17 protein-coding genes are annotated in these 19,833 nt (G+C 45.6%); 12 read left to right on the top strand and 5 right to left on the bottom strand.

Annotation, left to right across the window (positions count from 1 at the left end):
- Positions 1-34: 34 nt before the first annotated feature.
- From FTU54_RS07030 to FTU54_RS07015, 4 genes are all read left to right on the top strand, one after another.
- Positions 35-709: a YoaK family protein gene (locus FTU54_RS07030; RefSeq protein WP_180074585.1), complete on the top strand. Its 675-nt coding sequence runs from the start codon at positions 35-37 to the stop codon at positions 707-709.
- A 15-nt stretch (positions 710-724) separates the two neighbouring features.
- A complete protein-coding gene (locus FTU54_RS07025; protein WP_016658090.1) occupies positions 725-1,258 on the top strand; it encodes a DUF2058 domain-containing protein in 534 nt (177 codons plus the stop codon).
- Between the two features lie 178 nt (positions 1,259-1,436).
- The gene (locus FTU54_RS07020) at positions 1,437-2,675 is read left to right on the top strand and encodes a mechanosensitive ion channel family protein (RefSeq protein ID WP_016658089.1); all 1,239 of its coding nucleotides are present in this window, start codon (positions 1,437-1,439) and stop codon (positions 2,673-2,675) included.
- Positions 2,676-2,891: 216 nt separating this feature from the next.
- Positions 2,892-3,254, top strand: coding sequence for a NirD/YgiW/YdeI family stress tolerance protein (locus FTU54_RS07015; protein ID WP_075166578.1), 363 nt, complete (start codon positions 2,892-2,894; stop codon positions 3,252-3,254).
- Positions 3,255-3,338: 84 nt separating this feature from the next.
- On the opposite strand, the gene FTU54_RS07010 is transcribed toward FTU54_RS07015, so the two are convergent.
- Complete coding sequence (locus tag FTU54_RS07010) at positions 3,339-3,503, bottom strand: hypothetical protein (protein ID WP_180074584.1); 165 nt, start codon at positions 3,501-3,503, stop codon at positions 3,339-3,341.
- A gap of 29 nt (positions 3,504-3,532) precedes the next feature.
- Between FTU54_RS07010 and FTU54_RS07005 the strand changes: the two genes are divergently transcribed.
- The 5 genes from FTU54_RS07005 to FTU54_RS06985 all read left to right on the top strand — a co-directional run bounded on the left by FTU54_RS07005 (position 3,533) and on the right by FTU54_RS06985 (position 8,849).
- Positions 3,533-5,386 (top strand): ABC transporter ATP-binding protein, encoded by a 1,854-nt coding sequence (locus FTU54_RS07005; RefSeq protein ID WP_005178171.1) that lies wholly within the window; start codon positions 3,533-3,535, stop codon positions 5,384-5,386.
- Between the two features lies 1 nt (position 5,387).
- A complete protein-coding gene (locus FTU54_RS07000) occupies positions 5,388-5,837 on the top strand; it encodes a MaoC family dehydratase (protein ID WP_016658087.1) in 450 nt (149 codons plus the stop codon).
- 103 nt (positions 5,838-5,940) lie between these two features.
- Complete coding sequence (locus FTU54_RS06995) at positions 5,941-6,969, top strand: AraC family transcriptional regulator (protein WP_180074583.1); 1,029 nt, start codon at positions 5,941-5,943, stop codon at positions 6,967-6,969.
- A gap of 68 nt (positions 6,970-7,037) precedes the next feature.
- Positions 7,038-7,412 carry a glycine cleavage system protein GcvH gene (gene gcvH, locus FTU54_RS06990; protein ID WP_005178176.1) on the top strand — a complete coding sequence of 125 codons (375 nt, stop codon included), beginning with the start codon at positions 7,038-7,040 and terminating at the stop codon, positions 7,410-7,412.
- 255 nt (positions 7,413-7,667) lie between these two features.
- The gene (locus tag FTU54_RS06985; protein ID WP_180054419.1) at positions 7,668-8,849 is read left to right on the top strand and encodes an MFS transporter; all 1,182 of its coding nucleotides are present in this window, start codon (positions 7,668-7,670) and stop codon (positions 8,847-8,849) included.
- Between the two features lie 59 nt (positions 8,850-8,908).
- On the opposite strand, the gene FTU54_RS06980 is transcribed toward FTU54_RS06985, so the two are convergent.
- Positions 8,909-10,102, bottom strand: a complete 1,194-nt coding sequence (locus FTU54_RS06980) for a PilT/PilU family type 4a pilus ATPase (protein ID WP_180074602.1) — start codon at positions 10,100-10,102, stop codon at positions 8,909-8,911.
- Between the two features lie 253 nt (positions 10,103-10,355).
- Positions 10,356-11,411, bottom strand: coding sequence for a 3-deoxy-7-phosphoheptulonate synthase (locus FTU54_RS06975; protein WP_104488899.1), 1,056 nt, complete (start codon positions 11,409-11,411; stop codon positions 10,356-10,358).
- 874 nt (positions 11,412-12,285) lie between these two features.
- Here FTU54_RS06975 and hppD point away from each other — a divergent pair.
- From hppD to FTU54_RS06960, 3 genes are all read left to right on the top strand, one after another.
- On the top strand, positions 12,286-13,344 hold the full coding sequence (gene hppD, locus FTU54_RS06970; protein WP_180061701.1) for a 4-hydroxyphenylpyruvate dioxygenase: 1,059 nt from the start codon (positions 12,286-12,288) through the stop codon (positions 13,342-13,344).
- 151 nt (positions 13,345-13,495) lie between these two features.
- On the top strand, positions 13,496-14,878 hold the full coding sequence (locus FTU54_RS06965) for an amino acid permease (protein WP_016658082.1): 1,383 nt from the start codon (positions 13,496-13,498) through the stop codon (positions 14,876-14,878).
- A 14-nt stretch (positions 14,879-14,892) separates the two neighbouring features.
- Positions 14,893-16,113, top strand: a complete 1,221-nt coding sequence (locus FTU54_RS06960; protein WP_104500753.1) for an amino acid aminotransferase — start codon at positions 14,893-14,895, stop codon at positions 16,111-16,113.
- Between the two features lie 73 nt (positions 16,114-16,186).
- Here the strand turns inward: FTU54_RS06960 and FTU54_RS06955 are convergent, their stop codons facing one another.
- Positions 16,187-18,295: an EAL domain-containing protein gene (locus FTU54_RS06955; protein ID WP_168395742.1), complete on the bottom strand. Its 2,109-nt coding sequence runs from the start codon at positions 18,293-18,295 to the stop codon at positions 16,187-16,189.
- 313 nt (positions 18,296-18,608) lie between these two features.
- Positions 18,609-19,724 (bottom strand): S-(hydroxymethyl)glutathione dehydrogenase/class III alcohol dehydrogenase, encoded by a 1,116-nt coding sequence (locus FTU54_RS06950; protein ID WP_180036377.1) that lies wholly within the window; start codon positions 19,722-19,724, stop codon positions 18,609-18,611.
- Between the last annotated feature and the right edge of the window lie 109 nt (positions 19,725-19,833).

Raw genomic sequence — 19,833 nt, 5'->3', positions numbered from 1 at the left:
ATATGCACTACGTCTGTTGATTAATCAATGAATTATGCCATTTCAAAAATTACCGCTCTGGGTTCAGCTGGGTGCATTTTTTCTTTCTGTGAATGCAGGAATCATTAATGTTCTAGGACTAGTGACTGTGTTGCACCAGTCTGTTTCCCACATGACCGGTAATGTCAGCATGCTGGCAATGGCACTTTTAGACTGGCAATGGTCACAGGTAATTTATCTGTTTCTGGTCGTTGTCTGTTATGTGATTGGTTCATTTTATAGTGGACTTATCTTGGGAAATAGCCACTTTCTCCTCGGACGCCGTTATGGGCTGCCGCTGAGTTTAGTGGCTATTTTTATTCTGCTGTGCTGGATTTTACTGCCGTATTTCCCGCGTTATGCATTGCTCTGGGCCTGTGTAGCGATGGGCGTTCAAAACGCCATGATCAGCTATTACAAAGGCACCATCATCCGGACCACGCATTTATCCGGGGTACTGACCGATTTAGGTCTGGCTTTGGGCTATCGCATGCGTGGCCTGCATGTTGGCAAACGCCGGGTGATTCTGCACCTGCTGATTTTAATTGGCTTCTTTATTGGCGGTCTGGTTGCGACAGCAGTTTATCCTTTATTACAATTAAACTCTTTCCTGGTGCCGGTGGCTTTAAGTTTTAGCTTAAGTCTGGTGTACTGGGTGATTTATTTTCGTTATCGACATTTTCAGAAATAGTTCGGACATTTTCTCATGGTCAAAAATGCATTACAGGCACAGTTACTCAAAGCAGGTTTAGTCGATAATAAAAAGGCTAAAAAACTGTCTAAACAGGCAGTACATGAGCAGCGCACAGGTGTGAGTAAAGATGCTGAAGTCAAAGCCAAAATCGAGCAGGACAAACAGCAGAAAATGGCCCGTGATCAGGCGCTGGAACAAGAGAAAAAAGCCGCCTTGCAGGAAAAAGAGCTGAAAGCTGCCATCATGCAAATGATCAACCAGCATAAAATCCGCGACACCGATGGCGACAGCGTGTACCAGTTTATTGATGGCACCATCAAAAAAGTCTACATCAACCAGCAGATTTATAATGCACTGGTGGCCGGCAGTCTGGTGATTGCCAAGGAAAATGAAGCTTATGCCTTCTTGCCAAAAGCGTTGGCGGAGCGTATTAACCAGAAAATGGAAGGCTTTATTCTGGTGAATAATTCACAAAGCAACGCGGATACCACCGATGAAGAAGATCCGTATGCTGCTTATGTCATTCCTGATGACCTGATGTGGTAAGCACTACAAAGAAAACCGGCTTGGGCCGGTTTTTTTATGGGCCGTTTCATGTGATTCAGAGCCGATTAAACGTAAGCAGATGCACAGGATATGTATAAAAATTTTATTAGAGGTTATAAATTTAAACATAAACCTTTAAACTCTATCACATTTTTAAAATGAATTAAGCGAGGATCACTTGGAACAGTTTGACGTCATCCAGAATCTGCAAGACTGGATAGATCAATACCCATGGCTAGAAATGCTGTCATCTCTCAGTATTGTGATTTTATTGGCGATTATTGCCAATTTTATTGCCAAGCAGGTGGTGGTACGCGGCATTCGCAAGCTTATTTCCAAACTTCCTTTTGCCCACAACGAAATTATTGCCGAACACAGCGTCATCCGCCGTATTGCCAATATTGTGCCGGCGATTGTAATCATGAACGGGATTACCACCGTTCCACATTTGTCTGATAAAGCCATCACCTTTGTACAGATGGGTGCGCAGGCCTTTATCTTCCTGACCATTGCCCTGGCCATTGGCGAATTGCTGAATATCTTTAACCTGATTTACCAGCGCAATCCCAAGTCACGCAATAAACCAATCAAGGGCTATTTGCAGCTGGTCAAGCTGATTATCTTTATTGTCTGCGGTCTGATGATTCTGGGCACCTTCCTGAAAAAAGATGTATTCACCTTGCTGGCCGGTTTTGGTGCCATGGCCGCGGTGCTGATGCTGGTGTTCCAGAATACGATTTTATCGCTGGTGGCTTCAGTACAGATTGCCTCTTATGACATGGTGCGTTTAGGGGACTGGATTGAAATGCCATCTTTAAATGCCGATGGTGATGTCATTGATATGTCATTACATACCGTCACAGTACAGAACTTTGACAAGACCATTACCACCATTCCGACCAATAAATTAATTACCGACACCTTTAAAAACTGGCGCGGTATGCAGGAAGCCGGTGCACGCCGAATTAAACGCTCGATTCATATTGATCAGAGCAGCGTGCATTTCATGAGCGCTGAAGAACAGGCCAAGCTGAAAGAGTTTATTTTGCTGGATCAGTATTTAAATACCAAAGCGGAAGAACTGGAGAAATTTAACCAGCAGCTAAACAACCATGCCCAGTACAATCATCGTCGTCTGACCAATCTGGGAACGTTCCGTGCTTATGTTGAGTTTTATCTTCAGCAGCATCCGGGCATTAGTAAAAACCAGTCCCTGATGGTGCGTCAGCTGCAACCGACCAGCGAAGGCTTACCACTGGAGATTTATGCCTTTACCAATACCACGGTCTGGAAAGAGTATGAAAATATCCAGTCAGATATTATGGATCATTTACTGGCAATTATTCCGGAGTTTGGTTTACAAGTGTATCAGGCGCCATCTGGAACCGATTTTAAAGAGTCGTTTAAAGCATCTTAAGTTTTTAGACTGAAACTAAACACATGAGAACCCACCGCTTGGTGGGTTTTCTTTTTCATCTTCCCTTTCGAATGTATCAGACTCATTTCCCTGTTCTTTCTTATCTGAACGCTGCCCGCTGATGTTTACAATGACACAGCATTGCAGCACGCTGTTTTTACGTATACTGATACGTATACTGAAATTAAGCTTATAAAAGAAAGAGGTACATCCTGCATGAAAATTAAAATGCCGTTAATCTTCGCCAGTGTTCTGCTTGCACTTTCAGCTCCTGCCTTTGCGGATGATGACCAGAAAATTATTGCGCAAGCAGCAAAAAATATTATGACCACTGCGCAGGCACTGAAAGCCGCAGATGAAACACCAGTTACGGTGTATGGCACTATTCATAAACATATTAAAGATGAAATGTACCAGCTTCAGGATCAGACCGGCATCATCCATGTCGAAATTGATCATGATCTGGCGACACCGGCGCAATTGCTGAATCCGGGTAAAAAAGTCCGGGTGGTCGGTGAAGTGGATACACACCGTTATAAACCAACCGATATTGATGTAGTCGAGATTGAAATTCTGTAAGTTTCAGGCAGATATTTTCTGATCGAAGCTCGCAAAAAATATGAGGTTTCTTTCAACTGCAAAGCCTTATTTATCTGCCTGATTTTAAAGCAGCACCGCCCTGAAAAGTTTTACTTTTCTTTTAAACTGGGTATGCTTGGCAATAAATCTGTTGTTTATCTCGCAAGCGGTAATCGTGATCAGTAGCGCATTGAATAGAACATGCTCTTCGTCTGTACAAGCCGCATGGCCGATACCAATGATGATCATCAATCTGCTTGCTCAAAAGGACATTGTGTATGTTTAAGTGGTTCGAGAGCCTGGTTAATCCATACCCCACCAAAGGTTTAAATAAACCACTACCTACCCGTTTTTTTCCTTTTGTCTGGCAGGCCGCGCGCGGTGTTCGTCCGTACTTATTGCTATTGGTGCTGTGTACCGCAGGTGCGGCAAGTTTTGAAGCCCTGCTCTATGCCAAAATTGGCGAGCTGGTGAACTGGCTCAGTCAAAGTCAGCCAGATACCTTTCTGGCCGAACATCAAACCAATCTGACTATTCTGACTTTTATCCTGCTGGCCAATATTTTCTTTGCTAGTTTGCAATCCATTATCAAACATCAGATTTTATATAGTAATTTCCCGATGCGCCTGCGCTGGCGTTTTCACAACTTACTGCTGCGTCAAAGTCTGGATTTTTTCCATAATGATTTTGCCGGGCGGCTATCGGCCAAAGTCATGCAAACAGCGCTGGCGGTACGAGAATTCTGGATTATTCTGGGCGATATGCTGGCCTATGTGGTGATTTACTTTATTACCATCAGCGTGGTGTTAGGCGCCATTTCACCTATGCTGATTATCCCGTTGCTGGTATGGCTGGGCCTGTTTATTGCCGCAGCCAGTTATTTTATTCCACGTTTAAGCAGAATCTCCAATAGCCAGGCTGATGCCCGCGCCGTCATGACCGGCCGCGTGACCGATGCCTATACCAACATCCAGACCGTGAAACTGTTTGCCCATGCCGGCCGCGAAAGCCAGTATGCCAAAGAATCCATGCAGGAATTTATGGTCACGGTCTATAAGCAGATGCGTTTGGGCGCACAGTATGAAATCAGCATTAACCTGCTGACGGTTGTGCTGTATGTCGGTGTGCTGGGTACGGCGCTGTGGTTATGGATGAATGGCCAGGCAGAACTCGGCATTATTGCCGCCACCACCGCCATGATTCTCAAGCTGAACAGCATTGCTGAATTTATGATGTGGCAAACCTCGGCGCTGTTTGAAAATGTCGGTACCATTCAAGACGGGATGAAAACCCTCGGCCGCCCGATCACAATTGAAGATAAACCGGATGCCAAAACCTTGAATGTCGCGCAAGGTGAAATCAAATTTGAAAATGTCAGCTTTGCCTATAATGACAAAAACGTAATTGAGCAGTTTAACCTGACCATCCGTCCGGGTGAAAAAATCGGGATTGTCGGACGTTCCGGTGCCGGGAAATCGACCCTCATCCAGCTGTTACTGCATTTTTATCAGATTAATCAGGGCCGGATTCTGATTGATGGTCAGGATATTGTCGATGTCACCCAGGACAGCCTGCGTAAGAATATCGCGCTGGTAACACAGGACACGTCGCTGCTGCATCGTACCGTGGCTGAAAATATTAAATATGGCCGCCCTGATGCCAGCGATGAAGAGATGTATGCTGCAGTGGCCAAAGCCAAGGCTGAAGAATTTATTCCGCAGCTGACCGATTTACGTGGCAAACGCGGTTATGAAGCCTATGTGGGTGAACGCGGCGTGAAACTGTCGGGCGGACAACGTCAGCGGATTGCGATTGCCCGGGTATTCTTAAAAGATGCGCCCATTTTAATTCTGGATGAAGCCACCAGTGCGCTGGATTCTGAAGTTGAAGCCGCAATTCAGTCCAGTCTGGATGAACTGATGCAAGGTAAAACCGTTATTGCGATTGCTCACCGTTTATCGACCATTGCGCAGATGGATCGCCTGATTGTGCTGGATCAGGGTCAGATTGCCGAACAAGGCACGCATGATGAACTGGTGGCACTGAACGGAATTTACGCTCAGCTGTGGCAACGCCAAACTGGTGGCTTTCTGATTGAGCAACAACAATTAAAGCAAAAACAAGGAACCTGATATGTTGTATCTGGAAGATTTGAAGGTGGGTGATCACTTTGTCAGTCGTGACTACGAAATGACTTTAGAAGAAATTCAGCAGTTTGCCCACCTGTATGACCCACAAATTTTCCATACCGATGTGCAGCAAGCCGCGCAGCATCCGGTATTTCAAGGCATTGCCGCCAGTGGCTGGCATACTGCCGCGGTAACCATGCGTTTATGGACCGAATGTTTTCCGGTGGCACATGGCCTGATTGGTTCAGAATCCAGTCTGCGCTGGCCACGTCCGACCCGTCCGGGTGACCTGATTCATGTTGATGTTGAAATTACCGCCATCAGTCCATCAAAAACCAAGCTGGACCGTGGTCTGGTCAGTTATGTGACACAGGCCTTAAACCAGCATGGTGAAGTTTTACTGATTTCGACCACCAAAATTGTGGTGTTCCGGCGGGATGCACAGGTGGCCTAAGCAGTCATTTTGTCAAACAATTTTTCTAGTTTTCCGGTTTTTTTCATGCCAATATAGGCAAGCAAATTTAAAAAATAATACTCATTAGTGCAATGGACCGTGCATGAAAACACTTTTACCGCGTCAGGATCAGGGTGTTCCTGGTGTTTATGGCTTACTTATTCTGGATGTTGTTTCCCGTTGGGGATATAACGCTGAAACCTTTTTTGCTCCCTTCCATCTGACCACTGAACAACTGGCCGATCCTGACTTTCGGATTCCGACCAGCATGGCCAATGACATGGTCAAACATGCGCTGTATCTCACCGGTGAGTCGACGCTGGGCTATCATTTAGGCACGCAAATGCGCATCTCGATTCATGGCTTTATCGGCTATGCGATTATGACTGCCAATGATATTAGTGATGCTTTAATGCTGGCCAACCGCTTTATTCAGCTGCGGATGCCCTTTTTACAGCTGTTTTTCTCTACCTTTGGTGAAAAAGCCACCCTGCAGCTGCAAGGTGAAATTGATCTGGAACCGCTCAGAACCGAAATTGCGATTGCACTGATTATTGGCATAATCACCATGGCCAAAGCCATTACCGGCATGGAGCATCTTTCTGGTGAAGTCGATTTTGATTTCCCGGAACCGCTGGGCTTTGAAAAATATGCAGCCAAATTCCCGAATCACAGTTTCCGTTTTGACCAGCCCTATCTGATCTTGAGTTTTGACAAGCAGTATTTGGGGCTGAAAATGATTCATGCCGATCCTATTGCCAGCCAGATTGCCATTAACCAGTGCGAAGCCGAACTTTCTGCCTTGGGTGAACGGCGCCGCCTGTCGATGCGCGTGCGCGATATTCTGACCAATTCCGAACAGCATTATTTAAGTATCGAGCATGTCGCCGACCAGCTGCATATGTCAGATCGCACCCTGAAACGCCAGCTGGCAGCCGAAGGTACCTCTTTTTCTACCCTGGTTGATGAAGTCCGTTACCGGCATGCCACCTCGCTGCTGTCACGTACCGATTACACCCTGGAACAGATTGCCGATGAACTGGGTTATAGCGATGTCGCCAATTTTAGCCGCGCCTTTAAGCGCTGGAGTGGCCGCAGTCCAAGCAACTGGCGTAAAGATCCGTATTTATAAAACTTTTGTTTTTCTGCAAAAGCATGTATAAACATGCCAAAAATGATTTAAATAGTTAAGGAGTCATCATGAATCACCCTTCAGAACTGAAATATGCACGTACACACGAATGGGTACGCATTGAAGGTGATCTTGTTGTTACAGGTATTTCTGATCATGCTCAAGATGCACTGGGCGATCTGGTCTATGTCGAAGCACCTGAAGTGGGCCAGCAAGTGACCGCGGGTGAACAGGCCGGCGTGGTGGAATCTGTGAAAACTGCGTCTGACATTCACGCACCAGTATCCGGCACAGTGGTTGAAATTAACCCTGCGCTGGAAGATGACCCGGATTTTGTGAATGATGAGCCGTATGGCAAAGGCTGGATTTATAAAATCAAGCCAGACAACCTGGCCGATGTCGAAAAACTGCTTTCAAGCAGCGAATATGAAGCCGGCTTATAAAAAATAATCTTGCAAGAAGATCAGCCTACGGGCTGATTTTTTTAGCCTAAAAGCCAAATTAAGTACAATAAATATCATATTGAGATAATTTAATTAATAAAATTTAATAAATACCATTAAAATAAACATAGATTATAGCAATACTATATTTTTACCATAAAGTAATTTAAGATAGGCCTTGTCTCTCCCATGTACCAATAGCGGCAGATCAGCACAACAACAAACGCCCTATTGATCCCAGCACAAAGGTTTAATATGTCAAACACCGCGTCACAGCCTTTATGGAACAAACCTTTTCTTCTGTGTTTTTCCAATAACCTGTTTCTGTTTATTTTCTATTTTGCCCAGACCACCATTTTGCCAATTTATATCCTGAATGAGCTGAACGGTTCACTGGCACAGGCCGGTCTGGCCATGACCCTGTTTATGGTGTCCTCTATTCTGGTGCGGCCATTTAGCGGGTTGATTATTGAAAAGCTGGGCCGTAAAAAGACCTTGTTCCTGTCCGAAAGCATGTTCTGCCTGCTGTCTTTTGCCTATATTTTTGCTGACAACCTGACCCTGCTGCTGATCATTCGTTTTATTCATGGTATCTGGTTCAGTATTTTAACCACCGTTACTGTGCCAATTGCCAATGACTTTATTCCGGAGCAACGTAAAGGCGAAGGCATGGGCTATTTTGTCATGTCGGTGAATTTAGGGATTGTCCTCGGACCTTTGCTGGGTATTTCCTTAATCCAGACCTGGTCCTATAGCATTATCGCGACTGTGCTGGCGGTGATTATCAGCCTGGGCTTTGCCTTCTGTTTTATAATTCCGCTACGTGAGCCAGAAAAAAATGCGACTGCTGAAACTGTTCGCCGTAAGCTGTCGCTGCATGACTTTATGGAAAAAAAAGCCTTAACGGTTTCAGTGATGGCGATGCTGGTGGCCTTTTCCTATGCCAGCATCATGTCTTTTATTTCCACCTATGCCGAAGAAAAAGACCTGCTCAGTTATGCCAGCATGTTCTTTATTGTGTTTGCTATTTCCATGATGAGCCTGCGCCCGATTACCGGGAAAATTTATGACCGTTATGGTCCGCGCTATGTGATTTATCCTTCAATCTTAATGTTTGCCGCAGGTCTGGCATTGCTCAGCCAGATGCAGGGTGTGGTCAGTTTTATGGTCTCTGCGATCTTTATTGGGATGGGATTCGGCACCTTGCAACCATGTTTACAAACCTTGGCGATTCAGCGCGCGCCTAAATCGCGGATTGGCCATGCCACCTCAACTTTCTTCACCTGCTACGATATTGGCATTGCCCTCGGTTCGCTGCTGGTCGGCTTACTGATTAGCTGGCAAGGCTATAGCATCACCTATCTGGTCTGTGCTGGAGTGGTGTTGTCGAGTCTGGTCTTTTATAAGTTTGTGGTTAATCACCCAGCCACGGCCTAAATGTAAAAACGCCCGATTTGGGCGTTTTATTTTTTAAGTGATGCTAGATAAATTGCAGCTTAAGCACTCTGTTGAGGAGCAGCTTCCGTATCTTCATCTTCCGGTTTTGGCTCTTCCAGCATGCTAAAACTCATAGCTGCCGAAGCTTCGCTTGGCCGGTTACTTTTCAATTTAATCTGTAAGCGCAATTCATTCATCGAGTCGGCATTACAAATTGCTTCTTCATAGGAAATTGCACCTTCGTTATACAAATCAAATAGAGCCTGATCAAACGTCTGCATGCCCAGTTCACGCGATTTGCCCATAATCGACTTTAACTCATGGAACTGGCCTTTTAAAATCAGTTCAGAAATCAGCGGCGTATTCAGCATAATCTCGACTGCCGCACGGCGGCCTTTACTATCTTCGGTACGCACCAGACGCTGGGAAATAATGGCCTTCATATTGGACGACAGATCCATCAGCAACTGGTTACGGCGCTCTTCCGGGAAAAAGTTGATAATCCGGTCCAGCGTCTGGTTGGCGTTATTGGCATGCAAGGTGCCCAAACATAAATGCCCGGTTTCAGCAAAGGCAATCGCATGTTCCATGGTTTCGGTGTCGCGGATCTCGCCAATTAAAATCACATCCGGTGCCTGACGTAAGGTATTTTTCAGCGCATTGTGCCAGGAATGGCTGTCGACCCCGACTTCACGATGGGTAATCATCGACTTTTTATGCTTGTGCACATATTCCACCGGGTCTTCCACGGTAATAATATGCCCGGCTGAATTTTCATTACGATGATCAATCATCGCCGCCAAAGAGGTCGATTTACCTGAACCGGTTCCCCCCACCACCAGCACCAGACCGCGCTTTTCCATAATAATATGCTTCAGTGATTCCGGCAGTTTCAGCTGGCTAAAGTTTGGAATTTCCGCGCTAATGGTTCGAATCACCATCCCGACATGCAGCTGCTGTTGAAACACATTGACCCGAAAACGCGATACCTCCGGCACACTAATGGCAAAGTTGCATTCCAGATCAGTTTCAAACTCGCTACGCTGTTTTTCATTCATGAGGCTGTAGGCAAACAGCTTGGTTTTTTCTGCGGTCAGCGCCTGTTGTCCCAGCGCTTTCATCATGCCCTGATGTTTAATGCTCGGTGGAAAATCCGCGGTAATAAATAAATCTGATCCCCCAAATTCAACCACTTTGCTGAGCATATGAAACATAAACTTACGCGCATCTTCGAGTAATTCTGCACTGTACATCATCAATTATTCACTATCTGTTCTGTCATCATTTTTGACCCCAACGCGCCGGTATTCAACCGATTGGCAGCGCTGAGCATGTTGTCGATATTGCATCAATCATCCTGATTTCACAATCAATAAAAATTTCAACTTATTCAAAAAATTCAAGATAATCTGCCAATTTCATCAAACTTTTCTATTTTAATTTTAAGATGCTGATAAAAAATAAGCCCCTGAGGTTCAGGGGCTATTCATTCAATACAATTGCAGTTTAAGCACTACGTTTTAACGGTCGTAAGACCAGTTCTTGTGCGACCTGAAACAGTAACTGTTCAGTCTTGTTCCAGCCTAAACAGCCATCGGTCACGGACTGGCCATAGGTCATCTGATCCGAGATTTTCTGTTGTCCATCGACCAGATGACTTTCCAGCATGACACCGCGAACCTGAGTCTGTGCACGCTCTGCCACAATGGTTTTTAACACCTCTGGTTGTAATAACGGATTTTTACTGCTGTTGCCATGACTGCAATCAATCACCAGCGCTGGCATCTCGCCTTTGACTTTGGCTTTGATTTTTTCAATTTCAGCCAGCTGGTAGTTCGGGCCAGCATTGGCGCCACGTAAAATCAGATGTGCTTTCGGGTTGCCCTGTGATTCTAAAATACACGGTAAACCTTGCTGGCTCATGCCTAAGAACTGATGCGGATGTGAAGCCGATTGAATTGCGTCTAAAGCAATTTGTACCGAACCATCGGTACCATTTTTGAAGCCAATGCTGTACGGCATGTGGCTAGAAATTTCACGGTGAATCTGAGATTCACTGGTACGCGCGCCAATCGCACCCCAGGCCAGTAAATCGTCAAAGTAGGCCGTTGCCATCGGGCTTAGAATTTCCGAGGCAATAGGCAGCCCCATTTCAATAATTTGCAAGTACAGTTCACGTGACTTTTCCAGTCCCAATTGCATATTGGATGAACCGTTTAATTCTGGATCGTATAAGAAGCCTTTCCAGCCAACCGTGGTGCGCGGTTTTTCGATATAGGCGCGCATTACCAGGAAAATCTGGTCTGCCACCTGGCTTTGCAGTTGTTGTAATTTTTGTGCGTATTCCAGTGCTGCCGCAGGATCATGGATGGAGCATGGGCCGGTAATCACCAGCAAACGTGAATCGGTACCGTTAAGAATATTCTGAATGGTTTGACGCTGCTCGGCAATTTGCTGTGCCAACGCGCCAGAAAGCGGCAATTGCGCCTTGAGCTGATAAGGTAAGCTTAAAATTGTTTCTTTGGCTGAGGATTGTTGTAATGCAGTATTTAAAGCGTTCATTGATTCTTCCTTTGGACTGTGGTTTGACAGTCCGAACTTTTATTTGAGCGATATGGGTCTAATACAGGTCAGGTTGGTCATAGCTTGACTAAAGTAAAACCAATAAAAGTTGCTAAAGTATGAATAGTTAAATGTACGCATGAGAATCTCCAAAAGATTGATTAAATTCAAGATATAAAAAAACCTGATCAGGGTTGCCGATCAGGTATCAACTGGTGGGCAACCTTATTTTGCCCGAACGCGTTCAGGCAATTATCTAAACTGCCAGAAGTAATAGTATGCGTTTGAGATTACAGGTTGCTTTAACATCTTTATTTCTTCAAAAAAGTATGTGTCTGAAAAATAAAATACGCGCTATTTCCAGCTTTGACAATAGTTTTCTGGATGTTTTTTAGCATTCTTCCGGATTTCCTTTCACATTTAGCAAAACACAGCTTTCCTCCAATTGATCTCCTATCTTCCGGGTTAAATCACGTCGAAAGACTCAAATTACTTTTGGATAAAAAATTATCCGCATTAAAATTACCTTCTATTGGATATTTACAGTCAAAACACCACCATTAAAAACCTTTTAAAATCATTAACTAATTCATTAAAAATCATAGCCTACCCGCCATCATTTACAAAAAGTTACAATTATATTTCTTCCTATTCACCAATAAAACACAAAACAATATTTTATAAATATCATTACTTTAATTTATCATTAAGCCTGATTTGAGTTATAAGTTACGAAATGCGTAATCATATTACGTATTGAACAAAGATTAACTCTTGCTAAGATATTTTCATCTGGAACTCCCTGATTTCAGGAAATTCCTGCAAAAACAACAAGTGAAGCAATTGGATTGCTCACCATACATGAGGATGGAACATGCACAACTTAGCTAACCCTTTAGAGCTATGCGGATTTGAATTTATTGAGTTTGTCTCGGAAAATGGCGCTCTGGATTCAGTTTTTCAAACGCTCGGTTTTACCCAAGTGGCTAAGCACAAATCCAAAAATGTCTACTTATGGTGTCAGGGCGACATCAATATCATTCTGAACTATCAGCCAGAATCCTATGCATCGTATTTCTTTAATGAACATGGTCCATCGGCCTGTGCCATGGGCTTTAAGACCAAAAATGCAACCCGTGCCTATCAGAAAGCGCTCGAACTCGGTGCCGAACCAATCAAAAACGTGATTGGTCCTATGGAACTGAATATTCCAGCGATTAAAGGCATTGGTGGCTCACCAATCTTTCTGGTCGACTGCGATATTTATCAGCAGGATTTCGAGTTCTTTGAAGGTGTTGATCCGCGCCCGGTGGGTACTGGTTTAAAAGAAATTGACCATTTAACCCATAATGTCTACAAAGGCCGGATGCAGTACTGGGCCAATTTCTATGAAAAAATCTTTAATTTCCAGGAAATCCGCTACTTCGATATTAAAGGTGAATACACTGGTTTGACCTCAAAAGCGCTGACTGCACCAGATGGCAAAATCCGTATTCCACTGAATGAAGACTCGGACAAAGGCAACGGACAAATTGCCGAGTTCCTGTCAGAATTTAACGGCGAAGGCATTCAGCATATTGCCTTCTCAACCGATGACTTACTGGCGACCTGGGACAAGCTCAAAGCCATGGGTGCCAAGTTTATGACCCCACCACCGGCAACCTATTATGAAATGCTGGCAGAACGTTTACCGGAACATGGCGAACCGACTGCAGAGCTGCAACAGCGTGGCATTTTACTGGATGGCAATACCAAAGATGGTGAAAAGCGCCTGCTGCTACAGATTTTCTCGGAAAATATGATTGGCCCGGTGTTCTTCGAATTTATTCAACGTAAAGCAGATGATGGCTTTGGCGAAGGAAACTTCAAAGCCCTGTTCGAATCGATTGAGCGCGACCAGATTAAACGTGGCGTGCTTGACGTCTCTGCCTGATTTTCAGGTGTTCTAAATCCCGACAACGCCGCTCTTGCACATGCGATTTGGCATGTGTCAGGGGCGACGCATGTTTAAATTTCAGCAATCACATCACCTGCGCCAAAACAATAACAACACAGTGATGTCGATTTTACATGGATGATAAAAGATGCAACAACATGATGGCAAACTACATAAGGGTTTGAGCAACCGGCATATCCAGCTCATTGCCCTCGGTGGCTCAATTGGCACCGGATTATTCCTCGGCATCTCCCAGACCATTAAACTGGCCGGCCCGTCGGTCATTCTGGGTTATGCCATTGCCGGCCTGATTGCATTTTTAATGATGCGTCAACTGGGTGAAATGATTGTCGAAGAACCGGTCAGCGGTTCTTTTAGTCATTTTGCCTATAAATACTGGGGCAAGTTTGCCGGCTTTATGTCGGGCTGGAATTACTGGGTACTGAATGTGCTGGTGTGTATGGCCGAACTGAGTGCCATTGGCCTGTATATCCATTACTGGTGGCCGGAGATTCCGACCTGGGTCTCAGCACTGGGCTTCTTTATTTTTATTAATGTGATTAACCTGCTGCATGTCAAACTGTTCGGCGAAATGGAATTCTGGCTGGCGATTATTAAAGTGCTGGCGATTGTGGCCATGATTGCGTTTGGGAGCTATCTGCTGGCCTCAGGCACGGGCGGTCCACAGGCGCATTTAAGCAATTTATGGGAACTTGGCGGCTTTTTCCCCAATGGTGTGATGGGCCTGGTGATGGCAATGGCCATGATCATGTTTGCCTTTGGCGGTATTGAGCTGGTCGGTATTGCCGCAGCAGAAACTGACAACCCGAAAAAGACCTTACCGAAAGCGGTCAATCAGATCGTATACCGGGTTTTATTATTCTACATTTTAACCCTGCTGATTATTCTGGCCTTATATCCATGGAACCAGATGGCACAAGGCGGCAGCCCGTTCGTGATGATGTTTGATTCTTTGGGCAGTCAAGGCGTTGCTACCGTGCTGAATTTCGTGATCTTGACTGCGGCGGTGTCGGTCTATAACAGTACCAACTACTGTACCAGCCGTATGCTTTTAGGTCTGGCGGAACAAGGTAATGCACCGAAGTTTTTAAGCAAAATCAATTCACGCGGTATTCCGGTGAATGCGGTGATGGTTTCAGCCTTTTTCACCCTGCTCTGTGTGCTACTGAATTACCTGTTCCCCGAAACGGCATTCAGCCTGTTGATGATGCTGGTGGTGGCGGCCATTGTGATTAACTGGGTGGTGATTTCCTATACCCATCTGAAATTTAAACGTCAGATGCTGGCGCAGCAACAGCAAACCCTGTTCCCAAGTATTGCCTATCCGTTTACCAATTACCTGTGTATTGCCTTTATGCTCGGTATCTTGGTGATTATGAGCCAGACCCCATCAATGCGTATTGCGGTCGGCCTGCTGCCGGTATGGATTGGCCTGTTATCGCTGGCCTATTACCTTAAACAGAAAAAACTGGCGCGCGATCCTGCGCTCATCAAAGCCAAAAGCTATTAATTCAGGAAGATTGTATGTTTCAACATGTCGATACCTATGCCGGCGATCCGATTCTGTCCCTGATGGAAGAATTCCAGCATGATCCGCGTCCGCATAAAGTTAATCTCAGTATCGGGCTGTATTATAACGAGGCCCAGCAGGTTCCGCAGTTGCGTGCCATCCAGCAGGCTTATCAGGACCTAAATGCCGAGCAGCAGAAGGTCAAACTGTACCTGCCAATGCAAGGTATGCCGGCTTATAACAGCGCCGTCCAAGCACTAATTTTTGGCGAAGATAGTCCGGCTTGTCAGGCCGGTCGTGTAGTGACCTTACAAACGCTGGGTGGTTCGGGCGCACTAAAAGTGGCGGCAGATTTCTTAAAACGCTATTTCCCGGCCTCTGAATTATGGGTCAGCCGCCCGACCTGGGATAACCATATTGCGATTTTCCAGGGCGCTGGCATTCGCTGTCATGAATATCCGTATTTTGATCCGCATAGCGGTCAGGTGGACTTTGCTGCCATGCTGGATTGCCTGCAACAACTGCCGGCACAAAGTATTGTTCTGCTACATCCCTGCTGTCATAACCCGACCGGTGCCGACTTGTTGCCAGCGCAGTGGGATCAGCTGATTGAGCTACTGGCGCAGAAGCAGCTGATTCCGCTCTTGGATATGGCCTATCAGGGCTTCGCCGAAGATTTTCACGCAGATGCTTATGCCATCCGGGCGATGGACAGGGCCGGCCTGAATTTTCTGGTCAGCCATTCATTTTCCAAAATTTTCTCTTTATATGGCGAACGGGTTGGCAGCTTAAGTGCGGTCTGTGATGATGCCACCACCGCCCAAAGCGTGTTAGGCCAGCTGAAAGCCACCGTACGCCGGATTTATTCCAGCCCGCCGACTACCGGCGCGATGCTGATTCAGCATGTGTTACACACGCCGACGCTGTACCAAAGCTGGCAGGACGAACTGACCGAAATGCGTGAGCGCATTCAACAGATGCGTGAGCGTTTAAAACAGCAGCTCGAACTTGCCTTACCGGGGCAATCTTTTGACTATCTGACCCGGCAGCGCGGCATGTTCAGCTATACTGGCTTGAGTGCAGCCCAAGTCGATCAGCTCAAGCAGGAGTTTGGTATTTATCTGGTGCGTAGTGGCCGGATGTGTGTGGCAGGACTCAACCAAAACAATGTCGATGCAGTGGCACATGCCATGGCACAGGTATTACAGCATAGTGATACTGCTCTCACTGCTTAAACCTCTGTTCCCTCGCAAATAAAAACGGGCCATGTGCCCGTTTTTATATTTTTATATCGTAGAAATTTGAAGATTATGAAGCGGCTTTTAACATCTGCTTGGCTTCAAGCTGATTGACAGCATTGCTAAATAAATAGCCCTGACCAAAATGGCAGCCAAACTGTTTCAGGGTTTCAAACTGCTCCTTGGTTTCAATGCCTTCGGCAATAATATCCAAGGACAAAACCGGCCCTAACTTGATAATCGCTTCGACAATGGCCTGAATTGATTTATCACTATTGATGCGGTTGACGAAATCACAGTCAATTTTCAGGCTATCTACCGGATAATCACGTAAATGGGTTAAGGAGGAATGTCCGGTGCCAAAATCATCCAGCGAAATGCGAATACCGGCCTGTTTCAGTTTATGGATGGTACGAATCACACATTCAGAGCCACGCTCGGCCAGCGATTGCTCAGTAATTTCAATTTCAATTAATTGCGCCGGAATCTGATAATGCTGCATCCGTTTTAACAGCACTTCTGCGTAGTTATCGCGCATCAATTCCACCGGCGAAGCATTAATTGACACCGGCACCGTCTGTAGACCCTGTTTGATCCAGCTTTGTAAATCACTAAAAATCGCCTGCTGCATCAATTCACTGATTTTTGTAGTCAGCTCATAATCGCTAAATGCTTCTAGCAGCTCTTTCGGATAACGGTAACGCTGCTGTGCATCCTGCCAGCGTAATAAAGCCTCAAAGCCAATCAGCTCACCGGTTTCAATACACACTTTCGGCTGATAAAACGGTACAATCCGCTGTTCACGAATAATCATGCGTGCAGTCTGCAACTGCTCTGCCTTGCTCTGGACCGCCGCCAGCATAGAATGATCAAACATGCGGATGCCACCTCGGCCACCGGCTTTCAGGTCATTCAGCGCGGTATCGGCACATTTCATCAGTTCGGGAATTTCTCTGGCATCTTTGGGATACATCGAACAGCCAATGCTCATGCCGCAGTTAATGACCCGGCCGCTATAGGTAATGGGTGCATCCAGCAGTTTGGCAAACTTCTTGGCCAGTTCAATCAGCTGCTGTTCATTTTCAACCGAATGCACCACCACGGCAAACTCATCACCACCCAGGCGCGCAATACTGACCTGTTCTGAAATATATTTTTGAAAGCGTTTGGACAATACTTTTAATAAATGATCGCCGGCCTGATGGCCCAGGGTATCGTTAATATTTTTAAAATGATCCAGGTCAATCAGCATGACCCCGACCAATGTGCGGGTTTCTTTGGCGACCTGAATTGCCTGTTTGGTTTTTTTCCGGAAAGTTCGGCGGTTAATCAGCTTGGTCAGATCATCGACTTCACTGCTGAGTCTTAATTTATCTTCGGCAATTTTTTGCAAGGTCACATCACGCGACACACATAAAATACTGGTGGTTTCGCCGTGTTCGTTCAGCACTGGGGTCAGCATATTGTCCCAGTATTTCACTTCATCCTGATTAATGCTCATACCCGGGAAATGGGAATTTTTGCCTTTAATCGCCTCACGAATGGCCTGCTGACCTTTTTCACGAGCTTCGGGTGGTAACAGGTCAAGCCATTTCATGCCGAAGTTCTTTTCCCGCTCTTTGCCTAGCAAGGCCTGGCAACCTGAACGGTTCATATGCGACAGTGAGCCATCCGGTTTGACAATCTTGATACAGTCAACACTGACATCCAGCATATGGGTGTGGGCACGTAAGGTATCTTTGGTTTCCCGATATTTCACCGCACTGTCATGAATATTGGTACAGCTGATCATCCACTGGTCACAACCCTCGAGCTGCTGCGAATTTCGGGCAATTAACAAAAACCAGTGATAGCGCTGCTGGCGATCCCGAATCCGGCATTCTTTTTCAAAACTCTGACCACTTTTTTGCGCACTTTCCCATAAAAAACACAGATGCTCGGCATCTTCCGGGTGAATGGCATTCAGCCAGCTTTGAGCAGTCAGGCTTTGCTCATCTGAAGCAAGATACTGTTTAAAATTAGAATTATATAGATGATGTCCGGCTGAACTAACCCAAATCAGTTGTGGCATCATTTCAATGGCGCGAATAAAGTCTTTCTGAAAAGGAGATTTCTCAAGTTTAGGCGTGACCTGTTTGGACTTGTCTTTTAATACCTCAAGCAGATTAATATGACTCATATCGCATTTTCCGATTTATAGTGCCAATAAGATCACACTTCTATACAAATATGTATTATAAGAGCTATAAAAATTATTTTTAACCCACGGTAAATAAAAATACCCAGTTTTTGTATATTCTTTTTGTAATTAAAATGGCTTAAGAATATACAATTTTCTGTGCATATTCCTGACTTTAAGCATGCAGCCTAGTTCTACTTTGTAGCGAGACTGGGCAGTTTTGATAGAAAAAAGATATCAGTTGTGATGGTTTCTGTGAGTGCAGATACAAAAAAACACCGGGTCTAAGCCCGGTGTTTTTTAGATAAGGTCATTACGACTCGAAATGAATTACACTACGAATTGATTTACCTTCATGCATTAAGTCAAATGCTTCATTAATCTGTTCTAACGGCATGGTATGGGTAACAAAAGGCTCCAGCTGAATATCACCTTTCATGGCCTGCTCGACCATGCCTGGTAATTGTGAACGGCCTTTAACGCCACCAAATGCAGTGCCCATCCATTTACGGCCCGTCACCAATTGGAATGGGCGGGTCGAGATTTCTTTACCGGCACCAGCCACACCAATAATCACCGATTGGCCCCAGCCACGATGGGCACATTCCAGCGCGGAACGCATGACGTTGACATTGCCGATACATTCAAAGGAATGATCAACACCCCAACCGGTCATTTCAACAATTACTTCCTGAATTGGGCGCTCATAATCATTCGGGTTAATGCAGTCAGTCGCACCAAACTGTTTGGCCAGTTCAAATTTTTCCGGGTTGGTATCAATTGCAATAATACGGCCGGCTTTGGCCTGACGCGCACCTTGCACCACGGCCAGACCAATCCCGCCTAAACCAAACACGGCAACGCTGTCACCTTCCTGCACTTTGGCAGTGTTATGCACCGCGCCAATACCGGTGGTTACACCACAGCCCAACAAGCACACCTGTTCATGGTTGGCTTCCGGGTTAATTTTGGCCAGTGACACTTCGGCCACCACAGTATATTCACTGAAAGTTGAACAGCCCATGTAATGATAAATGGGCTGACTATTATACGAAAAACGGGTGGTACCATCTGGCATCAAACCTTTACCTTGGGTAGCACGCACCGCCACGCACAGGTTGGTTTTGCCCGATTGACAGAACAGACATTCACCACATTCCGCGGTATACAGTGGAATCACATGATCACCCGGCTTGAGACTGGTCACGCCTTCACCGACTTCCACCACCACACCCGCACCTTCATGCCCCAACACGGCTGGAAACACCCCTTCAGGATCATCACCTGACAAGGTAAAGGCATCCGTATGACATACACCGGTATGACTAATTTTAACCAAGACCTCTCCAGCTTTTGGCGGAGCCACGTCTATTTCTACAATTTCAAGGGGTTGACCCGGACCAAATGCGACCGCAGCTCTTGATTTCATGAAATTGATCATCCTTTTGATACGTCTTTAACAGATGTCTTACAGTAACCGCTTTTTATCAACAGATTCAACCTATAACATCATGATAATCTATATGAATCAGTAAAAA

The organism is Acinetobacter sp. YH12116, from assembly GCF_013418895.1.
Lineage (GTDB): Bacteria > Pseudomonadota > Gammaproteobacteria > Pseudomonadales > Moraxellaceae > Acinetobacter > Acinetobacter indicus.
The sequence above is the reverse complement of the archived record's forward strand: the minus strand, read 5'-3'. Positions and strand labels throughout refer to the sequence as shown.